Annotated in this window: 15 protein-coding genes; 7 read left to right on the top strand and 8 right to left on the bottom strand. The window is 72.9% G+C overall.

Annotated features, from left to right (window positions below; all coding sequences use genetic code 11):
- Window positions 1-238 precede the first annotated feature (238 nt).
- Entirely contained in the window at window positions 239-1489 is a 1251-nt protein-coding gene (locus ACIRQH_RS32110; RefSeq protein ID WP_404228181.1) for a M14 family zinc carboxypeptidase, read from the top strand.
- 46 nt (window positions 1490-1535) lie between these two features.
- Here ACIRQH_RS32110 and ACIRQH_RS32105 read toward each other — a convergent pair whose 3' ends face one another.
- Both ACIRQH_RS32105 and ACIRQH_RS32100 read right to left on the bottom strand, forming a co-directional pair.
- Window positions 1536-2867, bottom strand: coding sequence for a M14 family zinc carboxypeptidase (locus ACIRQH_RS32105; protein ID WP_404228179.1), 1332 nt, complete (start codon window positions 2865-2867; stop codon window positions 1536-1538).
- A 216-nt stretch (window positions 2868-3083) separates the two neighbouring features.
- A complete protein-coding gene (locus ACIRQH_RS32100) occupies window positions 3084-3635 on the bottom strand; it encodes a DUF1707 and FHA domain-containing protein (RefSeq protein WP_358818270.1) in 552 nt (183 codons plus the stop codon).
- A 191-nt stretch (window positions 3636-3826) separates the two neighbouring features.
- Between ACIRQH_RS32100 and treZ the strand changes: the two genes are divergently transcribed.
- The gene (gene treZ, locus ACIRQH_RS32095; RefSeq protein ID WP_388871578.1) at window positions 3827-5572 is read left to right on the top strand and encodes a malto-oligosyltrehalose trehalohydrolase; all 1746 of its coding nucleotides are present in this window, start codon (window positions 3827-3829) and stop codon (window positions 5570-5572) included.
- A gap of 52 nt (window positions 5573-5624) precedes the next feature.
- Here treZ and ACIRQH_RS32090 read toward each other — a convergent pair whose 3' ends face one another.
- The 5 genes from ACIRQH_RS32090 to ACIRQH_RS32070 form a co-directional block, all read right to left on the bottom strand.
- A complete protein-coding gene (locus tag ACIRQH_RS32090; protein ID WP_404228175.1) occupies window positions 5625-6566 on the bottom strand; it encodes a phosphotransferase family protein in 942 nt (313 codons plus the stop codon).
- A 63-nt stretch (window positions 6567-6629) separates the two neighbouring features.
- A complete protein-coding gene (locus ACIRQH_RS32085; RefSeq protein ID WP_388871581.1) occupies window positions 6630-7754 on the bottom strand; it encodes an aminopeptidase P family protein in 1125 nt (374 codons plus the stop codon).
- 323 nt (window positions 7755-8077) lie between these two features.
- Window positions 8078-8713 carry a PDZ domain-containing protein gene (locus ACIRQH_RS32080; RefSeq protein ID WP_404228172.1) on the bottom strand — a complete coding sequence of 212 codons (636 nt, stop codon included), beginning with the start codon at window positions 8711-8713 and terminating at the stop codon, window positions 8078-8080.
- Between the two features lie 247 nt (window positions 8714-8960).
- Complete coding sequence (gene cyc2, locus ACIRQH_RS32075) at window positions 8961-11150, bottom strand: germacradienol/geosmin synthase Cyc2 (protein ID WP_358818275.1); 2190 nt, start codon at window positions 11148-11150, stop codon at window positions 8961-8963.
- A gap of 134 nt (window positions 11151-11284) precedes the next feature.
- Entirely contained in the window at window positions 11285-12481 is a 1197-nt protein-coding gene (locus ACIRQH_RS32070; protein ID WP_404228168.1) for a damage-control phosphatase ARMT1 family protein, read from the bottom strand.
- Between the two features lie 213 nt (window positions 12482-12694).
- On the opposite strand from ACIRQH_RS32070, the gene ACIRQH_RS32065 reads away from it, so the two are divergent.
- Both ACIRQH_RS32065 and ACIRQH_RS32060 read left to right on the top strand, forming a co-directional pair.
- Window positions 12695-13645 carry a lytic polysaccharide monooxygenase gene (locus ACIRQH_RS32065; RefSeq protein ID WP_404228166.1) on the top strand — a complete coding sequence of 317 codons (951 nt, stop codon included), beginning with the start codon at window positions 12695-12697 and terminating at the stop codon, window positions 13643-13645.
- 109 nt (window positions 13646-13754) lie between these two features.
- Entirely contained in the window at window positions 13755-14624 is an 870-nt protein-coding gene (locus ACIRQH_RS32060) for a LysR family transcriptional regulator (protein WP_358818278.1), read from the top strand.
- 33 nt (window positions 14625-14657) lie between these two features.
- Here ACIRQH_RS32060 and ACIRQH_RS32055 read toward each other — a convergent pair whose 3' ends face one another.
- A complete protein-coding gene (locus tag ACIRQH_RS32055; RefSeq protein ID WP_404228163.1) occupies window positions 14658-16094 on the bottom strand; it encodes a YhgE/Pip domain-containing protein in 1437 nt (478 codons plus the stop codon).
- Window positions 16095-16536: 442 nt separating this feature from the next.
- On the opposite strand from ACIRQH_RS32055, the gene ACIRQH_RS32050 reads away from it, so the two are divergent.
- Genes ACIRQH_RS32050 through ACIRQH_RS32040 form a run of 3 tightly spaced genes read left to right on the top strand, consistent with a single transcriptional unit; the run spans window position 16537 to window position 19456 of the window.
- Window positions 16537-17043 (top strand): toxin, encoded by a 507-nt coding sequence (locus ACIRQH_RS32050; RefSeq protein WP_358818280.1) that lies wholly within the window; start codon window positions 16537-16539, stop codon window positions 17041-17043.
- Window positions 17040-18281 (top strand): MAB_1171c family putative transporter, encoded by a 1242-nt coding sequence (locus ACIRQH_RS32045; RefSeq protein ID WP_404228160.1) that lies wholly within the window; start codon window positions 17040-17042, stop codon window positions 18279-18281. The genes ACIRQH_RS32050 and ACIRQH_RS32045 overlap by 4 nt, the downstream gene beginning before the upstream one ends.
- On the top strand, window positions 18278-19456 hold the full coding sequence (locus ACIRQH_RS32040) for an MAB_1171c family putative transporter (protein WP_388871602.1): 1179 nt from the start codon (window positions 18278-18280) through the stop codon (window positions 19454-19456). Before ACIRQH_RS32045 ends, ACIRQH_RS32040 begins: the two co-directional genes overlap by 4 nt.
- The last annotated feature ends 10 nt before the right edge of the window (window positions 19457-19466 follow it).

Genomic DNA, 19466 nt, shown 5'->3' with positions numbered 1-19466 from the left:
CGCGGCTCCCCCGCCCTTCCTCGCGGGCCGCCGCCCCGTCTTCGCAGGCCGGTGGGCCGTTCCGCGCCGGTTCGGGACGGCGCGCGCGTGCGGGACGGGCCGGTCCACGCGGCCGGTGGGTGCCGGCGCGGGGAGAAGTGTCACCTGGTGCCCTCTGGCGCCGCCCCGTCAAATCCTTGACAGTTCTCCAAGAGCGTGGAGTACTGCCAAAAGCGACGCAGGGCGGGACAAGTCGGGGGTGAGTCACCTGCCGGAGTTGCGTTACCCCAGTGTGCCCGAAATCGTCACGTCCGCACGGGCGTTGGCGGCCCACCGACCGGACCTGTGCGTCCTCAGGCAGGTGGGCGTCTCTCGTGGGGGAAGACCCCTCCACCTGCTGTCGGTCGGCCACGCGCGGCGCGCGGTCCTGGTCGTCGCGGGCGCCCACGCGAACGAGCCGACGGGTGGATCGACGCTGCTGCACCTGGCCGAACGCACGTTTCTGCAGCGGGAGTTACGGCGTGACACCTCGTGGCACTTCCTGCTCTGCGCGGACCCGGACGGGGCCAGCCTGCATGTGACGCCCGCGCCGCGCACGCTGCTCGAGTACCACCTGGGCTTCTTCCGTCCCGCGGGTCCCGAGCAGCCGGAGTGGTCGCCCTCCGTGCTGCCGCCCGACCGGCTGCCGCCGGAGACCCGTGCGCTCACCCGGGTCATCGACGAACTGCGGCCCTACCTCCAGGTGACCCTGCACGGGACCGATCTGGGCGGCAGCTGGGTGCAGTTGACCAAGGACATCCCGGGCCTCGCCGAGCCGTTCGCCAAGTCGGCCGCGGAGCTGCACATCCCCGTCGAGACGGCCGCGTCGGACGCGGCGGGCTGGCCCGCCTCCGGGCCCGGGGTGCATGTGATGCCGGCGCCCGGCTCGGACACCGCGTACCCGAGCATGCCGGACGACGCGCGGCACAGCACCTGGTACCACGCCCACCGCTACGGCGGTCTGACGGCGGTCGTGGAGGTGCCGATGTGGGCGAGCGACCTGGTGGACGATCCGGCGCCGCACCCCGATCCCGCCGCGGCGCTGCGGCGGCTGGGCCGCCGGCTGCTGACGGACGCGCTGCAGGTGGAGGCGGTGCTCGGACGGGCCGCGCCCCGGCTGCCGGGCCCCGACGGCGCGCTGCTGCGCGCCGCGAAGTGGGCCCTGGAGCTGGTGCCGGGCCTCGCCGGGGACTGGTCGCAGGCTCCCCCGCCGGACACGACGATGGCGTACGTGGGCAGCGTCGACGCGTTCGGCCGGCGGCTTCCGCTGCGGGCCGCGTCGATGCTGCTGCGCGTCCTCCAGGAGGCCGACGACTCCGAGGTTCCCCTGCTGGCGGACCTGGTCGCCTCCTGGAGCGACGCCTTCGCCGAGCGGTTCCGGGCGCGCTGGGTGCCGTTGGAGAACCAGGTCGAGCACCAGGCCCGTACGGTCGTCGCGGCTGCCCGGCACGCGCGCGACGACGCCGCCTGACCCCCTGAGAAAAACGGTCGCCCGGCTCCCGTGCGCCGCGCCCGGGTCAGTCGCGGCGCACGGGTGCGGTGGGCCGCGGTACCGCACCCCATCCGGAGTCGCGCGAAGAGGAGCGCACGTGCGGGTGCCGTCCCGCCAGGTCGAACACGGCGAGCACCACGCGTGCCTGGTACTCGACCTGCCGGGCGACGGGTATCCAGTAGGCGCCGCAGCCGTCGCGGTAGTCGGCGCACCACAGGTCGATGAGCCGGTCGAGCTCGGGCAGGACACCGCCCGGGTCCCGGCCGGTGACCGTCACGAGTTGGTGGAGCAGTCCGGCCGTGCGCAGGGCGACCCGGCGTCCGGCGAGCCGCAGGGCCGTCAGACGGGCGGTGTCGAGGGGCGGCAGGGCGCGCGTCGCGGAGTCCCGCACGTCGGGGTCCCACGAGTCGGCGATGCCGGGGCCGACCAGTAAATAGTCGTCGACCGGGGCGAGGAGGCGGTCGATCGCCGGCGAGGTGCCCAGGCCGGGCCGCACGCGCGCGAGGACGCCCTCCAGGTGTGCCGTGTCGCGGCGCAGGGTGTGGCTCACCGAGCGCAGGACGGCGTCGGGGTCCGCGGGCCGGGTGGGGTCCTCGACGGCGTCGACACCCCACATGGGCGCCTCGACGATCGCGGTCACCGTGCCGTACGGCTGCGGGTGGAACCAGGTGGACTCGACGGCGGCCTCCGTGATGGCGGCGGCGAGATCGCCGGTGCGCGGCGGCGGGACGCGGTAGACGGCGGGTCCGAGCATCGGCCAGTACAGGGTGTCGAACGGGCCGAGTTCGCGCGGGATGCCGAGGCGGGCGGCGCTGTGCGCGACGCGCTGGGCGAGTCCGGGCAGGTCGCGGGTCAGCTCGACGAAGGCGCCGCCCACGTCGACGCCGTGCAGCGAGCACTGGAGGAAGGGCCGCAGTTCGTCCTGGAGGTCGAGCAGGGTGCGGGTCTCCGGCAGGACGGGGCCGTCCTCGCCCTCGGGCAGCCATTCGGGCTGCTCCAGGAAGCCGGGCCGGAAGAAGTGCCGGAAGTAGTGGCCGAGTGTGTACGGGCCGGACAGCCAGGTCTCGTTGCGACGGGAGCCGTCGGGGTCGAGGCACAGGAGCAGGTTCCAGGTGGCGTCGGCGCCCTCGGTGAGCCGGGGGTCGGCGAGGGCCCGCTCGGCGAGCCGCAGGGCGGTGGCGCCGCCCACGGGTTCGTTGGCGTGCGGTCCGGCGACGACGAGGGCCTGCCGGCTGCCGTGTCCGACGGACAGGAGCCACAGCGGCGCACCGGCCCGGGAAGTGCCCACGCGGCGCAGCCGGACGTCCTCGGGACGGTGGGCGGCCAGCGCCGCGGCGCGGACGCCGAGTTCGTGCACGGTCGGGTAGCGGCGCAGAGGCGGCAGGACACACCTCCCCTTGTGCGGTGCCGTCGGCTCACCTGGTGTACACGGTGTTCCTACAGTCAGTCACGGGCCATGGTCCACGTCAACACCTCTGCGCGCGAAGGATGTTGAGGACACCGATACCCGAACGGCCGCCCGGAGCCGACGGGCCTGCGACGGTGTCGGTCCGCGGCGGCGGGCCGCGCCCGGTCAGTCCGAGGCGAGGCGGAACAGCATGCGGCCGAAGCCGATCTGGTCGCCGTCCCGGACGGCGGAGACACCGATGACGCGGCGTCCGTTGACGGTCGTGCCGTTGGTCGAACCCAGGTCGCGCAGCACCCACACGCCGCCCTGCCTGCTCAGTTCGGCGTGGACGCGGGAGACCGTCTCGTGGTTGAGGCGCAGCCCGCTGGCCGGGTCGCGGCCTATCCGCAACGGGTACGGGCTGCCGGGATTGGGCAGCTGGAGCTTGGGGAGCCGCTCCGCCTGCCAGGCCCTGCGCAGCCGGACGGTGAACCCGGAGACGGCCTCCACGGTCCCGAAGACCGCTTTCGACCAGCGGTTCTCGGTGGGCAGGTCGGCGGTGAGCACGACGAGTTCCTCGGACCGGCGGGCGGCCAGGGCCAGCTCCATGCGGCGGATGAACGTGTCGTGCGAGAGACGGCCGAGGGCGACGCCGTCACGGAGCGACTTGAGCGCCCGGTCGCGCTCCGCGTCGGACAGCCGCGCGGGGTACGTGTGGAACTCGAAGGACGACGTCACGCTCGTGATTGTCGGTCAGCGACGACGACGTGTCCAGAAAACCCGTAAAGGGCAGAGGAAGCCGACAGGGGCGGTCCGCGCGCCCAATGGGCGACGGACACGCGGCAAAAGGGCGGATCTGAAAGCGGATTGATCTCCCGTGGAGCACCATGGACGGGCTGGGTCACGCTGAGCCGACAAGGGGGAACTCTGTGCGATTCGAGGTCTGGGCACCGCACGCGGACCGGTTGACGCTCCACTGCGACGACGTCACGAGCGCGATGGAGCGCGATCCGGGCCGTCCGGGATGGTGGAGTGCCGAGGCGGACGCGCGGGACGGGACGCGGTACGGCTTCGCGGTCGACGACGGTCCCACGCTGCCCGATCCGCGCTCGCGACGGCAGCCCGACGGTCCCGACGGGCTGAGCGCGGTGGTCGACCAGGAGCGGTACGCGTGGCGCGCCGAGTGGGCCGGGCGCGCGCTGCCGGGCGCGGTCCTGTACGAGCTGCACGTGGGGACGTACACGCCCGGGGGCACCCTGGACGCGGCGGCCGAGCGGCTCGGACATCTGGTGGAACTGGGCATCACACACGTCGAGTTGATGCCGCTCTGCCCGTTCCCCGGACGGCACGGCTGGGGGTACGAGGGCGTCTCCCTGTGGGCGGTGCACGAACCGTACGGCGGCCCCGAGGCCCTGAAGCGCTTCGTCGACCGGGCGCACGAACTCGGCCTGGGCGTCGTCCTGGACGTCGTGCACAACCACCTCGGGCCGTCCGGCAACTACCTGCCCGCGTTCGGGCCCTACTTCACGGACACGCATCAGACGCCGTGGGGTTCGGCGGTGAACCTCGACGCGCCGGGCTCCGACGAGGTGCGCGACTACTTCGTGGGCAGCGCGCTGGCGTGGCTGCGCGACTACCGGCTCGACGGGCTGCGCCTGGACGCGGTGCACGCGCTGAAGGACACCCGCGCGCTGCACTTCCTGGAGGAGCTGTCGACGGCGGTGGACGCGGTCGCCGGCGAGCTGGGCCGGCCGCTGTTCCTGATCGGCGAGTCGGACCTGAACGACCCGCGGCTCATCACCTCCCGCGAGGACGGCGGTCTCGGTCTCGACGCCCAGTGGAACGACGACTTCCACCACGCGCTGCACACGACGTTGACCGGCGAGGGGCAGGGCTACTACGCCGACTTCGCGCGCGCGCCGCTCGCGGCCCTGAGCAAGACGCTGACGGCGGGCTTCTTCCACAACGGCAGCTACTCCAGCTTCCGCGGCCGGCATCACGGCAGGCCGATCGACCGGGCGCGGATCTCGGCGCAGCGCCTCCTCGGATACGCGCAGACCCACGACCAGATCGGCAACCGCGCCCAGGGCGACCGGCTGTCCGCCTCCCTCTCCCCCGGGCTGCTGGCCTGCGCGGCGGCGCTGACGCTCACCGCGCCGTTCACGCCGATGCTGTTCATGGGCGAGGAGTGGGGCGCGGGCACGCCCTGGCAGTTCTTCACCGACCACACCGACCCCGAGCTGGCGGAGGCCGTACGGCGGGGCAGGCGGCGGGAGTTCGCGGCGCACGGCTGGGCGGAGGAGGACGTGCCGGATCCGCAGGACCCGGCGACGCGGGACCGCTCCTGCCTGGACTGGTCGGAGCCGGAGGCGCCGGCCCACGCCCGCCTGCTGGCCTGGTACCGCGAGCTGATCGCGCTGCGCCACCGTCAGGCCGACCTCGCGGACCCCGACCTCGCGGCGGTCCGGGTGGCCCACGATCCGGAGGCCCGCTGGCTTGCCGTTCGACGCGGTGACGTCCGGGTGGCCGTGAACCTGTCCAAGGACCCCGCGGTGATTCCGCTCGGTATCCGCCGGGGACGCGTGCTGGCGTCCTGGGACCCGGTCGCGGGGCCGCTCACGGACGGCGTGCTGAACGTGCCGGGCGAGTCGTGCGTGGTGCTCACCCAGGCGTGAGGCGCGGGGTCCGGACGGTCCGCCGCGCGGGCGCCGATTGAGCCGGCGCCCGCTAGGGCGCCTCGTCCGGCCCGTCCCGCAGGTCCGTCACCCGCTCCAGAAGGATGGCCTCCCAGGCGCGCCGCAGCTGGGCGTCCAGGAGCGGGACGGGGGTGCCGCCGCGGCCGCGGAGCCGGTCGGCGAGGCGGACGACGGTGTCGCAGCGGGCCAGCCACAGACCGCGCAGGCAGGGGCGGGCGCCGTAGCCGGCGAGCGTGGCGGCCCGTACGGCGGCGGGGGCGCCGACGGCGACGGCGAGTCCGGCGATGTCCTCGGCCGGGTCGCCGACGACGGCGCCGCTCCAGCCGAGGACGCCCCGCACGCGTCCGCCCGCGCCGGTCACGAGGTGTTCGCCCCTGAGGTCGTGGTGGACGAGGAACGCGGCGCCCGACTGCGCGGCGAGCTGGACGGCGGCGGGCTCCGCGAGCTGGTCGAGCCCCGCCGGGTCGAACTCCTCGGAGGGCAGCCTGCGGGCCGCGCGGACCGCGGCGGACCGCAGGGTCTCCAGCGACCGCGGCCGGGCCTGTGGCACACCGAGGGTCCCTGCCTGGCGTACGGGCACCTCCCGCAGCCCCGTCAGCAGGCCCGCCAGGTCGGCCTCCCCGACGGCCGAGACCCCCTGTTCCTCGCCGGAGGCGCCGGGCAGCCGGGTGTCGAGGGTGTAGGCCAGCCCGGTCGCCCATTCGCCCCGCGCGACGCTCACCGGGACCGGCACCCCGATGTGCGGGCGGACCAGGTCACGCAACCGCAGCTCCCGGCGTTGCCGCACGGAGGCGTCGCGGTCCCCGGCGAGCCGCAGCACATGGCGGGGGCCCACCCACCAGGTGAGGTGTTCGCCCTCCTCGGCGACCGGCCGCACGTCGGGTCCCGGGCCCGCGGCGCCGTCGTCGGCGAGCAGCGAGCGGACCAGTCGGCTGACGGTGTCCGGTGTGGGGATCGGTGGCGGTTGGCTCATGGTCGCGCCCTTGTCGTCCGGGGGCGGGGGAGAAGCGGTCGCCGTGCGGTCGGTGCGTCCACGTCAGTCGACGACGACCATCTCGCGCGAGGTGTCGTTGAGCCGGCGTCCACCGTCCTCCGTCACCGTGACGATGTCCTCGATCCGGACCCCGAAACGGCCCGGCAGGTAGATGCCGGGTTCGACGGAGAAGCACATGCCGGGGACCAGCGGCTGTTCCTCGCCCTCGACCATGTAGGGGGGTTCGTGGGTGGTGACGCCGATGCCGTGCCCGGTGCGGTGGATGAAGTACGTGCCGTACCCGGCGTCGTCGATGACGGCACGGGCCGCCCGGTCGATGTCCTGGCAGGCGGCTCCCGGACGCACGGCGCGGAAGCCGGCCTCCTGGGCCGCGCGCACGATGTCGTGCACCGCGCGTTCCTCGTCGTCCGGTTCCCCGACGTGGACCGTGCGGGAGGTATCGGAGCCGTAGCCGTCCTTGAGGCCGCCGAAGTCCAGGACGACCATGTCGCCGCGCTGGATGACGCGCTCATCGGCCTCGTGGTGCGGGTCGGCGCCGTTCGGTCCCGAGGCGACGATGGTGAAGTCGACCTGTGAGTGGCCGAAGCGGCGCAGCAGGGCGGCGAGGTCGGCGGAGACCTCCGACTCCCTGCGGCCGGCGAAGGTGACCTTCCGGATCTCCTCGAACGCCGCGTCGGCGGCCGCTCCGGCCGCCGCGAGCCGCTCCAGTTCCGCCGCGTCCTTGACGGCGCGGAGCATCGGCAGCGCCTCCGTCAGGGCGGCGTAGCGGGTGTCGGGGAGCCGTTTCTGCAGGCCGAGCAGGTGCAGGGCCCAGCCGTTGTCGCTGACGCCGAAGCGGCCGGCGGGGTCGAGGAGGGGCGCCGCGGCTTCGTAGGGGTTCGTGCCGTCGGTCCAGTCGTGGAGGGTCAGCGCGGGCGCGCCGGTCGACTTGGCGGCGTCGGGTGCCTCCAGGGTGGGCACGACGAGTGCCGGGTCCTGTCCGGCCCTGAGCACCAGGAGGGTGAGCCGCTCCGTCTCGACCGGGCGGTATCCGGTCAGCCACACCATGTCGGGTCCCGGCGCCACCAGGACGCCGTCCAGACCTGCGTCGGCGGCGGCCTCGGCGGCGCGGCGCATACGGGCCTCGTAGTCGGCGGCGGTGAAGGGCGCGGGTGTGGCGGCGGTCATCCATGCCTCCGTGTGTGCGGAGTTCCCCCAGAGGGCTACGGGCAGCATCCTCCCCCTCCGCCGGAACGCGCGCGAGCCGATCCCTCCGGCGCGCCCGCGCTCCGTTCGACGACGGTCCCCCGGCACGGGCCTCCACCTCGAAAGCTCGAAGGCTCGAACAGCGGTCCGGGCCGCTCCGGAGTGCCGCGGACGTGCACCCCACTGCCTGGCCGGCTCCGCTCCATGGCGCCGCCGCGGCGCACCGCCGGAGCGGACGGCGCGCCGCGGCGGGGATCCTGCCGCCCCTCCGCGCACCGGAAGGTGCGGGTGGGCAGCGGCTGTCCTCAGGTCGCGACGCCCGGGACGGCCGACAGGTGTCCGCGGGTGCCGTTCGCGTGCCGGACGTCGAGGGTGAGGCCACGGCCGGGCTCGGCGGCCGCGACCGCGTGGGCGAGGTCGGCAGCCGACTTGATCCCGGTCCCGCCGACGGCGAGCAGGACGTCGCCGCGGACCAGACCGGCGGTGTAGCCGGGACCGGGGATGTGCACGCCGACAAGCAGGGCGCCTCCGCCCCTGGGCGCGTCGACGGCCTCGATCCCGAGCGCAGCCCGCCCCGATGGGTCGGTGGCCTTCCCCGGGGCGATCGGGGCGCCGCTGCCGGACGCCGTCGTGGTTCCAGCCGGCTGCGGCGCCGCCGAGGCGCCCGGTCCGCCGGACGGCCCTCGCGCCTGCCCCGCCGCGCCGGCCTGCTTCTGCAGGGCGGCCAGCTTGCTCATGCCGATCACGGTCGCGCCCACGGTGCCGAGCCCCACCCCGGACAGCACCAGCACCACCCCGACGAAGAGACTGAACAGCAGCGTGACCAACCGCCTGCCGCGCCGCTTCGCCGCGTGCGGTCGCCGGGCTCCGCCGGGGTGACGCTCCCCGGTGCCCGGTTCCTGCCCGGGCATCGGCTTGGGGCGCAACGCGGTCTGTTCCATGGGTCGCCTCCGGCGGATGCTCTGCGGATCGCCTGCGGCTTCTGCCCTACCCCACGCTCCGGCGCGCGATGGTTCCCTAACGAGTGAGACTGGCGCCCGCGTTCGAGCAGTCCTCCTCCGCACCGGTGGCACGGCGGACCGGCGGGAGGGCATGGCCGAGTGCGGTGGGGGTGGTCCGTTCGAACCGGATCCCCCGCACCGCCGGACGCGCTCGATCACCGCGGACCCACCGCGGCCTCTGCTCCGCTCAGAGGGCGGCGGGCTCCGCCCGCCAGGCGAACGGCAGCCCGGGCGTCCGGTCGGGTGTCTGGTCGGGCACGAACCCGTGGGCGCGCCGGGCCAGGTCCGCCGCGCCGTAACGGCGGCAGTCCTGGTGCCACTTCAGGATGCCGGCCAGCCAGTTCTGCAGCTCGACCACATAACCCCGCATGATGCCGCGCACCTCGTCCGACAGCTTGAAGTCCTCGAACAGGATGGGCAGTTCATGGGCGGCGACGTGCTGGAACTGCTCCATGCGCCGGGTCATCAGGTCGTGGATGATGCCGAGCGCGGTCGGGTAGTCGCAGCCGAAGAAGTTCTGCACGACGAGGATGCCGTTGTGGACCTCTCCTTCGTACTCGATCTCCTTCTGGTACGAGAACACGTCGTTCAGGAGCATGGCGTAGTCCATGGCCGCGTTCTCCAGCGAGCGGACGGGCCCGCTGCGGTACACCTCTGGCGGGACCGCGGGGCCGTGGCCGAGACGGCACAGGCCCATGGTCAGGTCGGAGCCGAAGGTGGCCCGGCGCATCTCCAGATAGTCGATCGGGTCCGGGATGCGGTTCTGGATCTGGTTGGACAGCTCCCACAGCCAGCTCTCGGTCATCACGTCCACCGACGCGCGGACGGTCCGGCGCGCCTCCGGGGCCATCTCCGTAGTGGTGCGCCGCCACAGGTCGATCAGTCCGCGTTCCATCGCGTTGACCGGTGCGGGAGCCTCCTCACCGTCGATGGGCATGCAGGCCGACAGACGTGCGGTGGTCAGCTTGGCGGCGGCCAGGTCACGACGGTTGCCGAACAGCAGCGGGTAGTAGTCGTCGCCGTACGTGCCCCACGCCAGCCACTGCGAACTGAGGTCGAGCGCCTCGGGGGTGGCGTCGGGATGGATGCCGGCCGCGCAGAGCGGCAGGTCGTAGGCGATGAGCTTGTCCTCGTCCCAGACGCCCTCCTGGAGCATGCCCGTGCCGTACATCCAGCCGGTGAGCCGCTCGCGGGCCCCGGCGAGGTGCGGGCTGAGGGTGACCTCGAACGGCATGTGGAACGCGGGGAGTCGAGAAGGGCCGACCTTCTGGAACGGGACGTGGGAGTACGCGCGCATCCGCTCGGCGCCGGCCGCGGAGAGCAGGCCGCCGATGTCCGCTGCGGACGTGCCGAAGCCGCCCATGGCGAAGGGCCGCGGCTCGTCCGTGGCGCCCTGGTTCATGTAGCGGCTGGAGCGCATGTGCCATTCGTGGCCGCCGGACTGCCAGTCCACGAGTCCCTGCGTGTACGCGGCGACCGCGCCGACCTCCGGCGGGGTGAGCCCCTTCTCCAGGACCAGTGCGGGCACTTCGGTGAGGGCTGTGTGCTCGAACTGGTGTAGCCGCGAGGTGAGGATGTCGTTGACGGTCTCGGCGGCCTCCTGGGTCGTGCAGCCGAAGAACGTCTCGAGGACCAGGACTCCGTTGCTCAGTTCACCCTCGTCCTCCACCTCGCGCTGGTAGGAGAAGAGGTCGTTGCGCAGATGGACGCCGTCCGAGAACGTCTCCATCAGGACGCGCAGCGGCCTGGACTCGGCCACGGACGCCGGGACTTCGGCGGTGGCGTACTCGACGAGACCGGCTGACCAGGGCGCGCCGCCGACCTTGCGGCGCATCTCGATGTACTCGACGGGGTTGGAGACCCGCCCTTCGTTGATGTTCGACAGCTCCCACATCGACTCGTTCAGCAGGTGTTCGGTGGAGACGGCGAACCGCCTGCGCCAGTCCTCCGTCATCGCGGGCACGGTGCGCGCCCACAGGTCGGCGAGGCCCGCCTCGACGGGGTTCTCCGGCTCCGGCACGGGAGTCGACAGGTCGAGCGGCATGAACAGCGGCAACCGGTCGAGGTAGGACTTGCCGCCCTCGCGGTCCTGCGTGCGCTTGAAGGTCTCCAGGAAATGGTCGTCGAAGAAGAACACCCACACGTACCAGTCGGTGATCAGGGAGAGGGCCGGTCCGTCGCAGTCGGGGTGGGTGTACGCGCACAACAGGCCGTAGTCGTGGGCGTCGAGGTCGGACCGCTCCCAGATGCCGGAACCTTCCAGCATGCCCATTCCGCGGGCCCAGTCGACGGTGTGAGCCCGCGCCTCGTCCAGATGCGGGTTCAGCCGGGCGGTGTACGGCATGTAGAAGTGCGGGAGTTCGAACGGCTGCGTCATGGCCGGGCCCTACCCATGGCCCCGCGCGGGCATCCGGAGGCCCGGACATGATCACACCATCGCGTGAATCGGTGCGAAAGCCACGCACGGCGGCACTGTTTCCGGTCCGGCGGAAACCGGGGCCGGCCCCCGTCCTAGCGTCGCGCCTGGATCAGCGCGTGGGTGCCTCCGGTGCGCCAGCGGCCTCCCTCGGCCGCGTCCAGGGCGGCCTCGGTGGCGAGGGTGAGTCCGACGACGACGTCGGACTTGAGGGTGCGCAGCGCCGCCACCGGTCCGGGGAAGTACGCGGTGACCTCGGCGAACGGGGTGGTCGCCCGGTGGAGGCGGTCGCCGATGAGGCGACGGTAGTTGAGGTCGCCCTTCAGGACGGTGACGTCGGCCGCGGCGAACTCCTGGCGGAGGTCCTCGGGCAGGTCGGCGTACGGCAGCGGGGCGCAGGCGAAGGGGTGCGCCCGCAGGGTGAGCCGGCCGTCGGCGAGAGCCGCCCAGAGTCGCTGCCCGGCCTCACCCGCCGCTCCGTCGGCCGAGACGAGCCGGCGCAGGGCGTCGAGGGCGTCGGCGGTGGTGGCGTCGGAGACGTAGTACGGGTACGGCTTCAGGTGCAGGACGGCTTGTCGGGCCCTGCCGTGGCGGAGCAGGTGGTCGATGAGGAGCAGGTCGGGCAGGAGTTCCCGGCCGGCGTTGTCCGCGACCAGGCAGAGGGTGCCTCCGGCGAGGAGCGAGCGCAGCATCTCCCCGTCGTTCGCCACGAGTTGGGAGTCCGCCGTGGACTCGACCCCGGCGGCCTGCAGCCGGAATCCGAGGTCGGCCCGGTTGCCCCACAGCGAACCGTGCAGGAGAGCCTCCTCCTGCTCCTCGACCGGGCGGAGCGCGAGGTCGTCCAGCGCGGCGAGTTCCTCGTCCGCCTCCGCACTCTCCAGCTCGGCGAGCTTGAAGGGCCGGAAGGGGTCGATGCCCTGCCAGGGCCCGGGTGTGAAGTAGTCGACCGCTTCGAGGAGTTGGCGGTAGAAGTAGCTCTCGGACCAGAGGAAGGGGACGTCGAACCAGGACCGGCCGTAGTACGCCCGGCCGCCCCAGGCGTCCCACTGCGCACGGTCCGCCGCCGATGCCGGGAGCGGTTCGATCATGCCCTCGGAGCTGTTCGTGAGCAGGGCGGCGAGTGCCCGGCGCTGCTCGGGTCCGTACGGAAAGGCGTCCTCCACCTTGCGCAGGAGCGCCGGATGCCGTTCGGCGAGCACGCTCCAGGGGAACGAACCGCGCAGCGAGGAGACGACCACCGGAGCGTCGACGGGAGCGGTGGCTGACGGGGCGGTGGCGTCGGGATCGGGCATGCCGTCACCGTACCGGCCGGGCGGGACGGGCCCGCCGACGCGGGCGCGTGCCGGACGCCGCTCCCCCGGAGGGCCCAGCACCGGTCGGCAGGCGACCGGCCCCGGCCTGAACACACGGCACGGTGGCCCCGTACTTCACGGTGCCCCGCGCGAGGGACCGTCCGGTCCCCGCCGTGGCACGCCGCTTCGCCGACGCACCGAGGAGACCTCCGGATGACCGCCTACCGCACCGCCACCGCGGCCGCTGTCGCCCTGGCGGCCCCGCTGCTCCTCACGACGTGGGCCGCGGGACTCGCGTCGGCGCACGGCGCCCCGACGTCACCGGTCAGCAGGGTGTTCGCCTGCTCGCCCGAGGGCGGCGGCCTGAACCGCACGAACGCCTGCCGGGCCGCGATCGCCGCGAACGGCGCGCCGTTCACCGCGTGGGACAACCTGCGGGTGGCCGGGGTGAACGGCCGGGACCGCTCGGTGATTCCCGACGGCAAGCTGTGCAGCGGTGGCCTGCCCGCCTACAAGGGGCTCGATCTGGCGCGCGCCGACTTCCCGTCCACGCGTCTGACGCCCGGCGCGTCCTTCACGCTCGCCTACAGCTCGACGATCCCGCACACGGGATCCTTCAAGCTCTTCCTGACGAAGCCGGGTTACGACCCGACGCGCCCCCTGAGGTGGTCGGACCTGCCGACGCAGCCGTTCGCGACGGCCACCGACCCGGCGCTCGTCGACGGCGCCTACCGCATCAGGGCGAAGCTGCCGTCCGACCGCACCGGCCGCCAGATGCTGTTCACCATCTGGCAGAACACCAGCACGACGGACACGTACTACTCCTGCTCGGACGTGGTGCTCTCCGGAGGGCGCGCGGCGTCCACACCGACGCGGACCGCGGCGGCCGCGGGGAAGACCGGCGCGTCGGCCGGCAGCGGGAGCACGCACACCCACACGTCGTCCCCGTCGTCGACGCCCAGCCGGACGTCGACGCCCGAGCCGTCCGACTCGCCCTCCCTGGTGACCACGTCACCCACCGAGTCGGCGGGCACCGATCACCTGACGCCCGCCGCCGACAGCACGTCCGGCGGCGGCAGCGCCACTCTCCCCCTTGCCGCCGGAGGTGCGGCGGCGCTCCTGCTCACCGCCGGAGTCGCCGTCACCCTGCGCCGCCGGCGCTGATCCCGTACGCCCGTCGGCACGACCTCGGACGATCACCACCTGCGACAATCAAGGCAGGACGTCATCTCCGTCGGAGATGGGCCGGCGACGGGCTGCTTCGGGAGTGCAGATGGATCTGCGGCAGATGGAGGTCGTCGTCGCGGTGGCCGAGGAGGGCGGATTCACCGCGGCCGCCCAGCGGCTGCACGTGGTGCAGTCCGCCGTGTCGAGCACGGTCCGCGCACTGGAACGGGAGCTGGGAACAGCGCTGTTCGACCGCACCACCCACCGGGTGTCACTGACCCCGGCGGGTGAGGCGTTCGTCCCCGCGGCGCGCCTGGCGCTGCGGGCGGCCGAGCAGGCCCGGGCGGCCGTCGACCTGGCGCGGGGACAACTGCGCGGGAAGCTCACCGTCGGCACGATGCAGGGTGTCTGGGCCGACCTCCACAAGCCGCTGGCCGCGCTGCGCGCCGAGCATCCGGGTGTCGTGGTGCGGCTGCGGCAGGCGGCGGTGACCGACATCCGGCAGGCGCTGCGCGACGGCACCGTCGACCTGGCGGTGGTCGCGCTCGACCGGCAGCAGCAGCGCGGTCTGGTGACGCGGCTGCTGTCCCACGAGGAGATGGTGCTCGTGTCCGCTCCAGGGCGGGCGCTCGCCACGTCCGGCCCCGACGGCACGGTCACGCTCGCCGAGACGGCCCGGCTGCCGCTCGTGGACTTCGTGCCCGGCTGGGCGATCCGCCTCTCCGTGGACCGGGCGTTCCGCGCGGCCGCGGTGGAACGGGAGACGACCTTCGAGGTCAACGACATCGTCGCCGCGGCCGAACTCGTCCGCAACGACCTCGGCGTCTGCGTCATGCCCGCCTCGATCGCCGCACGGTTCCCCGACCTCAGCACGCACGGGTTCGACCGGCACGCGCCGCACTGGAAGGTCATGGTGGTACGCCCCCGCGGCGAGACCCCGCCGGTGGTCGCCGCACTGCTGCGCCACATGACCTGAGGACGAGTCAGCCTGCCTGTCCTGAAGGGTTGTTCAGGCGGGCTCGACCGGCTGGACGGGCGGGACCGGCTGCGGGGTCATGCGGTGCAGCCCCTTGCGGTCGTAGTAACGGGTCATCGCGAAGCCGAAGAGGAGGCCGATCGCGGCGCCGACGCCGATCATCAGCCAGGCGCGGTCGAGGCCCGCGTCGGCCCGCGCGTCGAAGAAGAGGATGGCCCGCACCCCGTCGCTGAGCTGACGCATGGGCTCGAAGATCGAGAGGAAGCGGTAGAAGCCGGGGACGGCCTGGAGCGGCACCGTGGCTCCCGAGGACGGCAGGCCCAGCACGATGAAGACGAACATGGACACGAGCTGCCCGATCCCGCCGAACGCCGCGTTGATGGCCTGCACCCCCAGACCGACGGCGAGACTCGCGCAGTACGAGTAGATCCACAGCAGCGGCAGGTGGGTGGCGTCCATGCCGAGGATCGCGACGGTGGCCAGCATGACCAGGGAGACCGTCAGCAGGGTGATCCCGGCGGTCATGGCCATCTTCAGGAGCAGCGTCTGGGTGCGGTTGATCGGCACGGTGGGCCGGCGGGTGTGCCAGGGGCCGATCTCACTGTCGGCGTAGCCGAGGGCCGTGTCGACACCGGTGCTGATGAGGTTGGCGCCGAGGAACCCGGCGAGCACCAGGAGCAGGGTGTAGTAGAAGGCGCTCAGTCCGAGACCGCTGTGCCGGCCGATGGGGTGTCCGACCCGGGTGACGACCTGGACGGGTTCGGCGAGGAGCAGGCGTGTGGTGGGGTCGGCCTTCGCGGTCGCGGGGGACGCCGTCAGCTGTTTGCCGATGGTGGCCGAGGCCTGTTGCGCGGCGGCAGTGGTGATGCGGGAGGCGAGGGAGGAACCGAGGCTGCCCAGCCCGGGGTTGGTCAGCACCGTCAGGGTGGGCCGTGCCGTGGCGTTCGCCGTCGTGAGGGCCGCGAGGGAGTCGGTGAAATTCCTGGGAACCTCCAGGGCGCCGTAGATCTTGCCGGAGGCGAGTTCGTCCTGCGCCTCGGCGGGGGTCAGCCGGCGCCACTCGACCTTGTCGGACGTGTCGTCGGTGACGATGGCGGTGGTGACCTGGGTGCCGACGTTCTGGCGCTGACCGGGGAGCGGCTTGCCCAGGTCCGCGTTGACGAGCCCGATCGGCAGGTCGTGCATGTTCCGTTCCGGGTTGACGATGCCGCCCATGTAGAGCAGCGACAGCAGCAGGGCGAGCAGCGCCGTCAGCACGGTGGGGAAGATCCACAGCCTCGGCCGCCGCAACAACGCGCCGGCCCGGGCCCCGCCCCCGGACGCACTCGGCCCTCCACCCGCACCCCGCGCCGCACCGTCGACATCCCCGCCGCCACCGCCGCGACCGCTGCTGCCTCTGCCGAGGGCGTCACCGGTCGCGTCGCCGACGGGGTCGCCGTCGTCCTGGGAGTGCTTGTTGTCGGCGTCCATGCTTCTCCATAGGTTCCGGGCCGGGACCGTCGGGGGCGCGCGGCCCGGCCGGGGTCCGGGGCCGCAGGTCAGGCCAGGATCGGGGGTCCATGAGCGTCACGGCGGCCGACGCGCCGACCGACCGGTTGACGGCCGCGATAACCTGACGGGCACTCGGACACGGCCCGCAACGGATGGCGCGGCGGTCCGCCGAGGGGACGAACGCGGCGCGGGGCGAGGGCGGGGCACCGGGCTTCGGAATCGGGCTTCTGTCCGGCATGCCGTGTTCGCACCTCCCGCAGCATCTGCCGGATCAGGGGGATGCGGCTGACTGAGTCCGCGGTCGGCTTGGATGATTGCGAGCACAACCAAATCGGCACTGTCCGTGGCTGCTTGGGCCGGCGCCTGACGCAGCCCGGAATCTGAAGCGACCACGGGGAGAATGGTGCGCAAGAGCAGGGAGATGCGTAAGTTCGCCGACACGCTCATCGATCCCATCCGGGTGAAGCTTCCCGCGGACCCCGAGGACGTGTTCGGCGGGCTGGTCGCGTCGGTCAACCAGTGGCGCGGCCGCCCGGTCCTCGTCCACCGGGCTCCCTTCCCCCCGCACACCGCGACCGGGCTCTGGCTCGAACGCGACACCTACGACGACGTCATCATCGAAGAGCGCGCCATCGGCTGGCACCAGATCGTGATCCTCGCCCACGAGGTGTGGCACATGAAGCAGGGGGACGCTGCGCCTCCGCACCGGCCGGCCACCGGTGACGGAGTCCGACCGGCCGCCGCTCGGACCGACTTCGTCCTGGCGGCCGAGCAAGAGGCCGACCGGTTCGGCATGTTGGTCGGCCGTCGACTCAGAGCACTCCTGGAGGCGACGGAGAACTCGGTCCTCGGCGCCGGACCGGACGGCTCGGACGATCTCGCCGGCAGGATCGGGGCCGCCCTCAACTACCGCGGGACCCGGCGATGAGCGGCCTGATCAACTACGCGAGCTGTGGGGTGCTCTGGCTCGGACTGACGATCAAGGCCCCCGATCTCGTGCGCCACTGGGGCGATCCCATCCTGCGCGTGATCTGCGCGGTCATGGCGCTGGCCGGCCTCTGCTTCGTCTTCGGCTCACCCCCGACCGTCGGCGCCATCAACCGCGTCACCGGCGTTCCGAACCTCGCGGCTCCCCTGACCTACGCCTCCATAACCGCCTACAGCGCGACCTCGCTGGTCCTGATCGTCTACTGGAAAGGCGGACCCGGTGTCCGCCGGATCGCCCGGTACCTGATGGCCGGTTACGGCACCGTGCTCGTCGGCATCGCGGTTCTGTTCGCCCTCGGGGACACACCGTCGGAGCGCCGCACCGACTTCGACACGTACTACGCGAAGACACCGTTCGTCGCCGAGGCGATCGTCCTGTACCTCGTGGCCCACCTGGCCGCCGTGGTGACGACGGCGTCGTGGTCGCTGCGCTGGGCCCGGGAGGTGCGCGGCTGGCTCCGGGCCGGACTGCTCACCCTGGGAACGGGCACCGTGGTCGGCGCGGGCTACAGCGTGTGCAAACTGACGGCCGTCGTCGCACGGTGGTGCGGGGCCGACTGGTCGTCGCTCGGAACGGCGTTCGCCCCCGGTTTCGCGGGCCTCGGCGCCCTCCTGACGGTCGCCGGCATTCTGGTCCCGTGGGCCGGGCCCAGCCTGATGACATGGCTGCTGCCGTGGCGGACCTACCGGCGCCTCGCGCCGTTGGAGCACGAGCTCGAAGCGGTCCTGGCCGGGCGGAGTCTCCGCCTGCCACGGCCCTGGCCGTTCTCCCCCGCGGCATTGCTGATCTGGCGTCAGACCAGCATCCACAACGCGCTGAGCTACCTCGACGCGCTGTTCGACCGCGACGTGTTCGAGCAGGCCCACGCCCGGGCGATGAGGGCCACCGGGGACCGGGAGCAGGCGCAGGCCGCCGGGTGGGCGGCGGCGGTCACCGCGGTCATGCGAAACGTACGCGACGGACGGCCGCCCGTCGCTCCCGACGGCGGCAGTCCGGTGGCCGAGGCACCCGACGCCGCCGCGCTCGTCCGTATCGCCGAGGCCCTGGTTCCGTCGGGTTCCACCGCAGGCGCCCGTCCGCGGCGGAGCGCCCCCACGGGGCGCCGCGCCGCCGCCACGTCACCCGTACCGGCGACGCCCTCCAGCACCCTGGACGCTGAACGGAGTCGTCACGCATGAGCCTGGTCGTGTACCTCGCGGCGGCCCTCCTCGCTCTCACCTGCGTCCTGCTGTTCCGCCGGCCGCGCTCGGCGCTCCGCAATCCGCTGACGGCCTCCACCTGCGCCGTGGTCGCGATCGGTGCGGTGTGCTTCACCTGCTCCGCCCCGATCACCCTGGCGGGGGTGAACCGACTGACCGGTGTACCCAACTTCGGTGCCCCGCTCACCTACAGCATGATCTCCGCGTACAGCTGCAGCTGGGTCGTCCTGCTCGTCCAGTGGAGGGGCGGCCCGCCCGCGCTGCTCCGGCGGATGACCCTGGTAGGCACCGTCGTCTACGGCCTGCTGATCGTCGCGATCATCGTGCTGTTCACGCTGGCGGACGCCGACACGGAGAGGCTGCGGGACCTCGACACCTACTACGCGAACACGCCGTACATGCGCGAGATGATCGTGCTCTACCTGGTCGGCCACGGCGCCTGCACCCTGGTCATGGGCGTCGTCTGCCTCCGGTGGATGCGCGAGGTGACGGGGCCCCTGCGGACAGGGCTGCGGCTCATCGTCGTCGGCCTGGTCTTCGACCTCGTGGGCTTCGAACTGGCGAAGATCACTGCTGTCGTCGCGCGCTGGCTCGGCCACGACCTCGACTTCCTCTCCACCACGCTCGCCCCGCCCGTCGTGTCCCTCGGCGCGCTGTTCTGCTCCGCGGGGTTCATGCTCCCCCGGCTCCTCCCTCCCGCGATCACCAACTGGCGCAGCCTGAACGACTATCGCAGGCTGACCCCGCTGTGGCTGGAAGTACGGTGGGCCGCGACCACGCCGAAGCCGGATCCCTCCTGGTGGGAACTGCCCCATGCGCGGCTCCAGCGGCTGGAGGTGTCCATCCATGACGCGCTCCTCGCCCTGACCCCCCACTTCGACGACCACGTTCGCCGGATCTCCCTGGAGACCGCGCTCCACGAAGGCAAGACACCCCGTCAGGCACGCGTGATAGCGGAGGCCGCCATGCTCGCCGACGCCGCACGCCACGTGGACTCCCCCGACGGCGCACCGCTCGGAGCCTCCCGCGGCTGCCGCCTGCGCACCCTCGACGGCCTCGGCACCCGAGGACTCGTCGAACTCGCCCAGGAACTCGGGCAGTCCCCCGTCGTCGCCGCGGCCCGGCAGGGTTCGGTGGCCGCATCCCGTGAGTGAATTCCAAGGA

Origin of the sequence: Streptomyces sp. NPDC102279, from assembly GCF_044766365.1 — a bacterium.
GTDB lineage: Bacteria > Actinomycetota > Actinomycetes > Streptomycetales > Streptomycetaceae > Streptomyces.
Note: the sequence above shows the minus strand (reverse complement) of the source record. Positions and strands in the feature narration are given on the sequence as shown.

Excerpts from the sequence above, each read along its gene's own strand:
- ACIRQH_RS32070 (WP_404228168.1), bottom strand. The coding sequence starts at position 12,481 with ATGCCCGATCCCGACGCCACCGCCCCGTCAGCCACCGCTCCCGTCGAC.
- ACIRQH_RS32055 (WP_404228163.1), bottom strand. The coding sequence starts at position 16,094 with ATGGACGCCGACAACAAGCACTCCCAGGACGACGGCGACCCCGTCGGC.
- ACIRQH_RS32050 (WP_358818280.1), top strand. The coding sequence starts at position 16,537 with ATGCGTAAGTTCGCCGACACGCTCATCGATCCCATCCGGGTGAAGCTT.
- ACIRQH_RS32085 (WP_388871581.1), bottom strand. The coding sequence starts at position 7,754 with ATGACCGCCGCCACACCCGCGCCCTTCACCGCCGCCGACTACGAGGCC.
- cyc2 (WP_358818275.1), bottom strand. The coding sequence starts at position 11,150 with ATGACGCAGCCGTTCGAACTCCCGCACTTCTACATGCCGTACACCGCC.
- ACIRQH_RS32045 (WP_404228160.1), top strand. The coding sequence starts at position 17,040 with ATGAGCGGCCTGATCAACTACGCGAGCTGTGGGGTGCTCTGGCTCGGA.
- ACIRQH_RS32080 (WP_404228172.1), bottom strand. The coding sequence starts at position 8,713 with ATGGAACAGACCGCGTTGCGCCCCAAGCCGATGCCCGGGCAGGAACCG.
- ACIRQH_RS32090 (WP_404228175.1), bottom strand. The coding sequence starts at position 6,566 with ATGAGCCAACCGCCACCGATCCCCACACCGGACACCGTCAGCCGACTG.
- ACIRQH_RS32060 (WP_358818278.1), top strand. The coding sequence starts at position 13,755 with ATGGATCTGCGGCAGATGGAGGTCGTCGTCGCGGTGGCCGAGGAGGGC.
- ACIRQH_RS32065 (WP_404228166.1), top strand. The coding sequence starts at position 12,695 with ATGACCGCCTACCGCACCGCCACCGCGGCCGCTGTCGCCCTGGCGGCC.
- ACIRQH_RS32040 (WP_388871602.1), top strand. The coding sequence starts at position 18,278 with ATGAGCCTGGTCGTGTACCTCGCGGCGGCCCTCCTCGCTCTCACCTGC.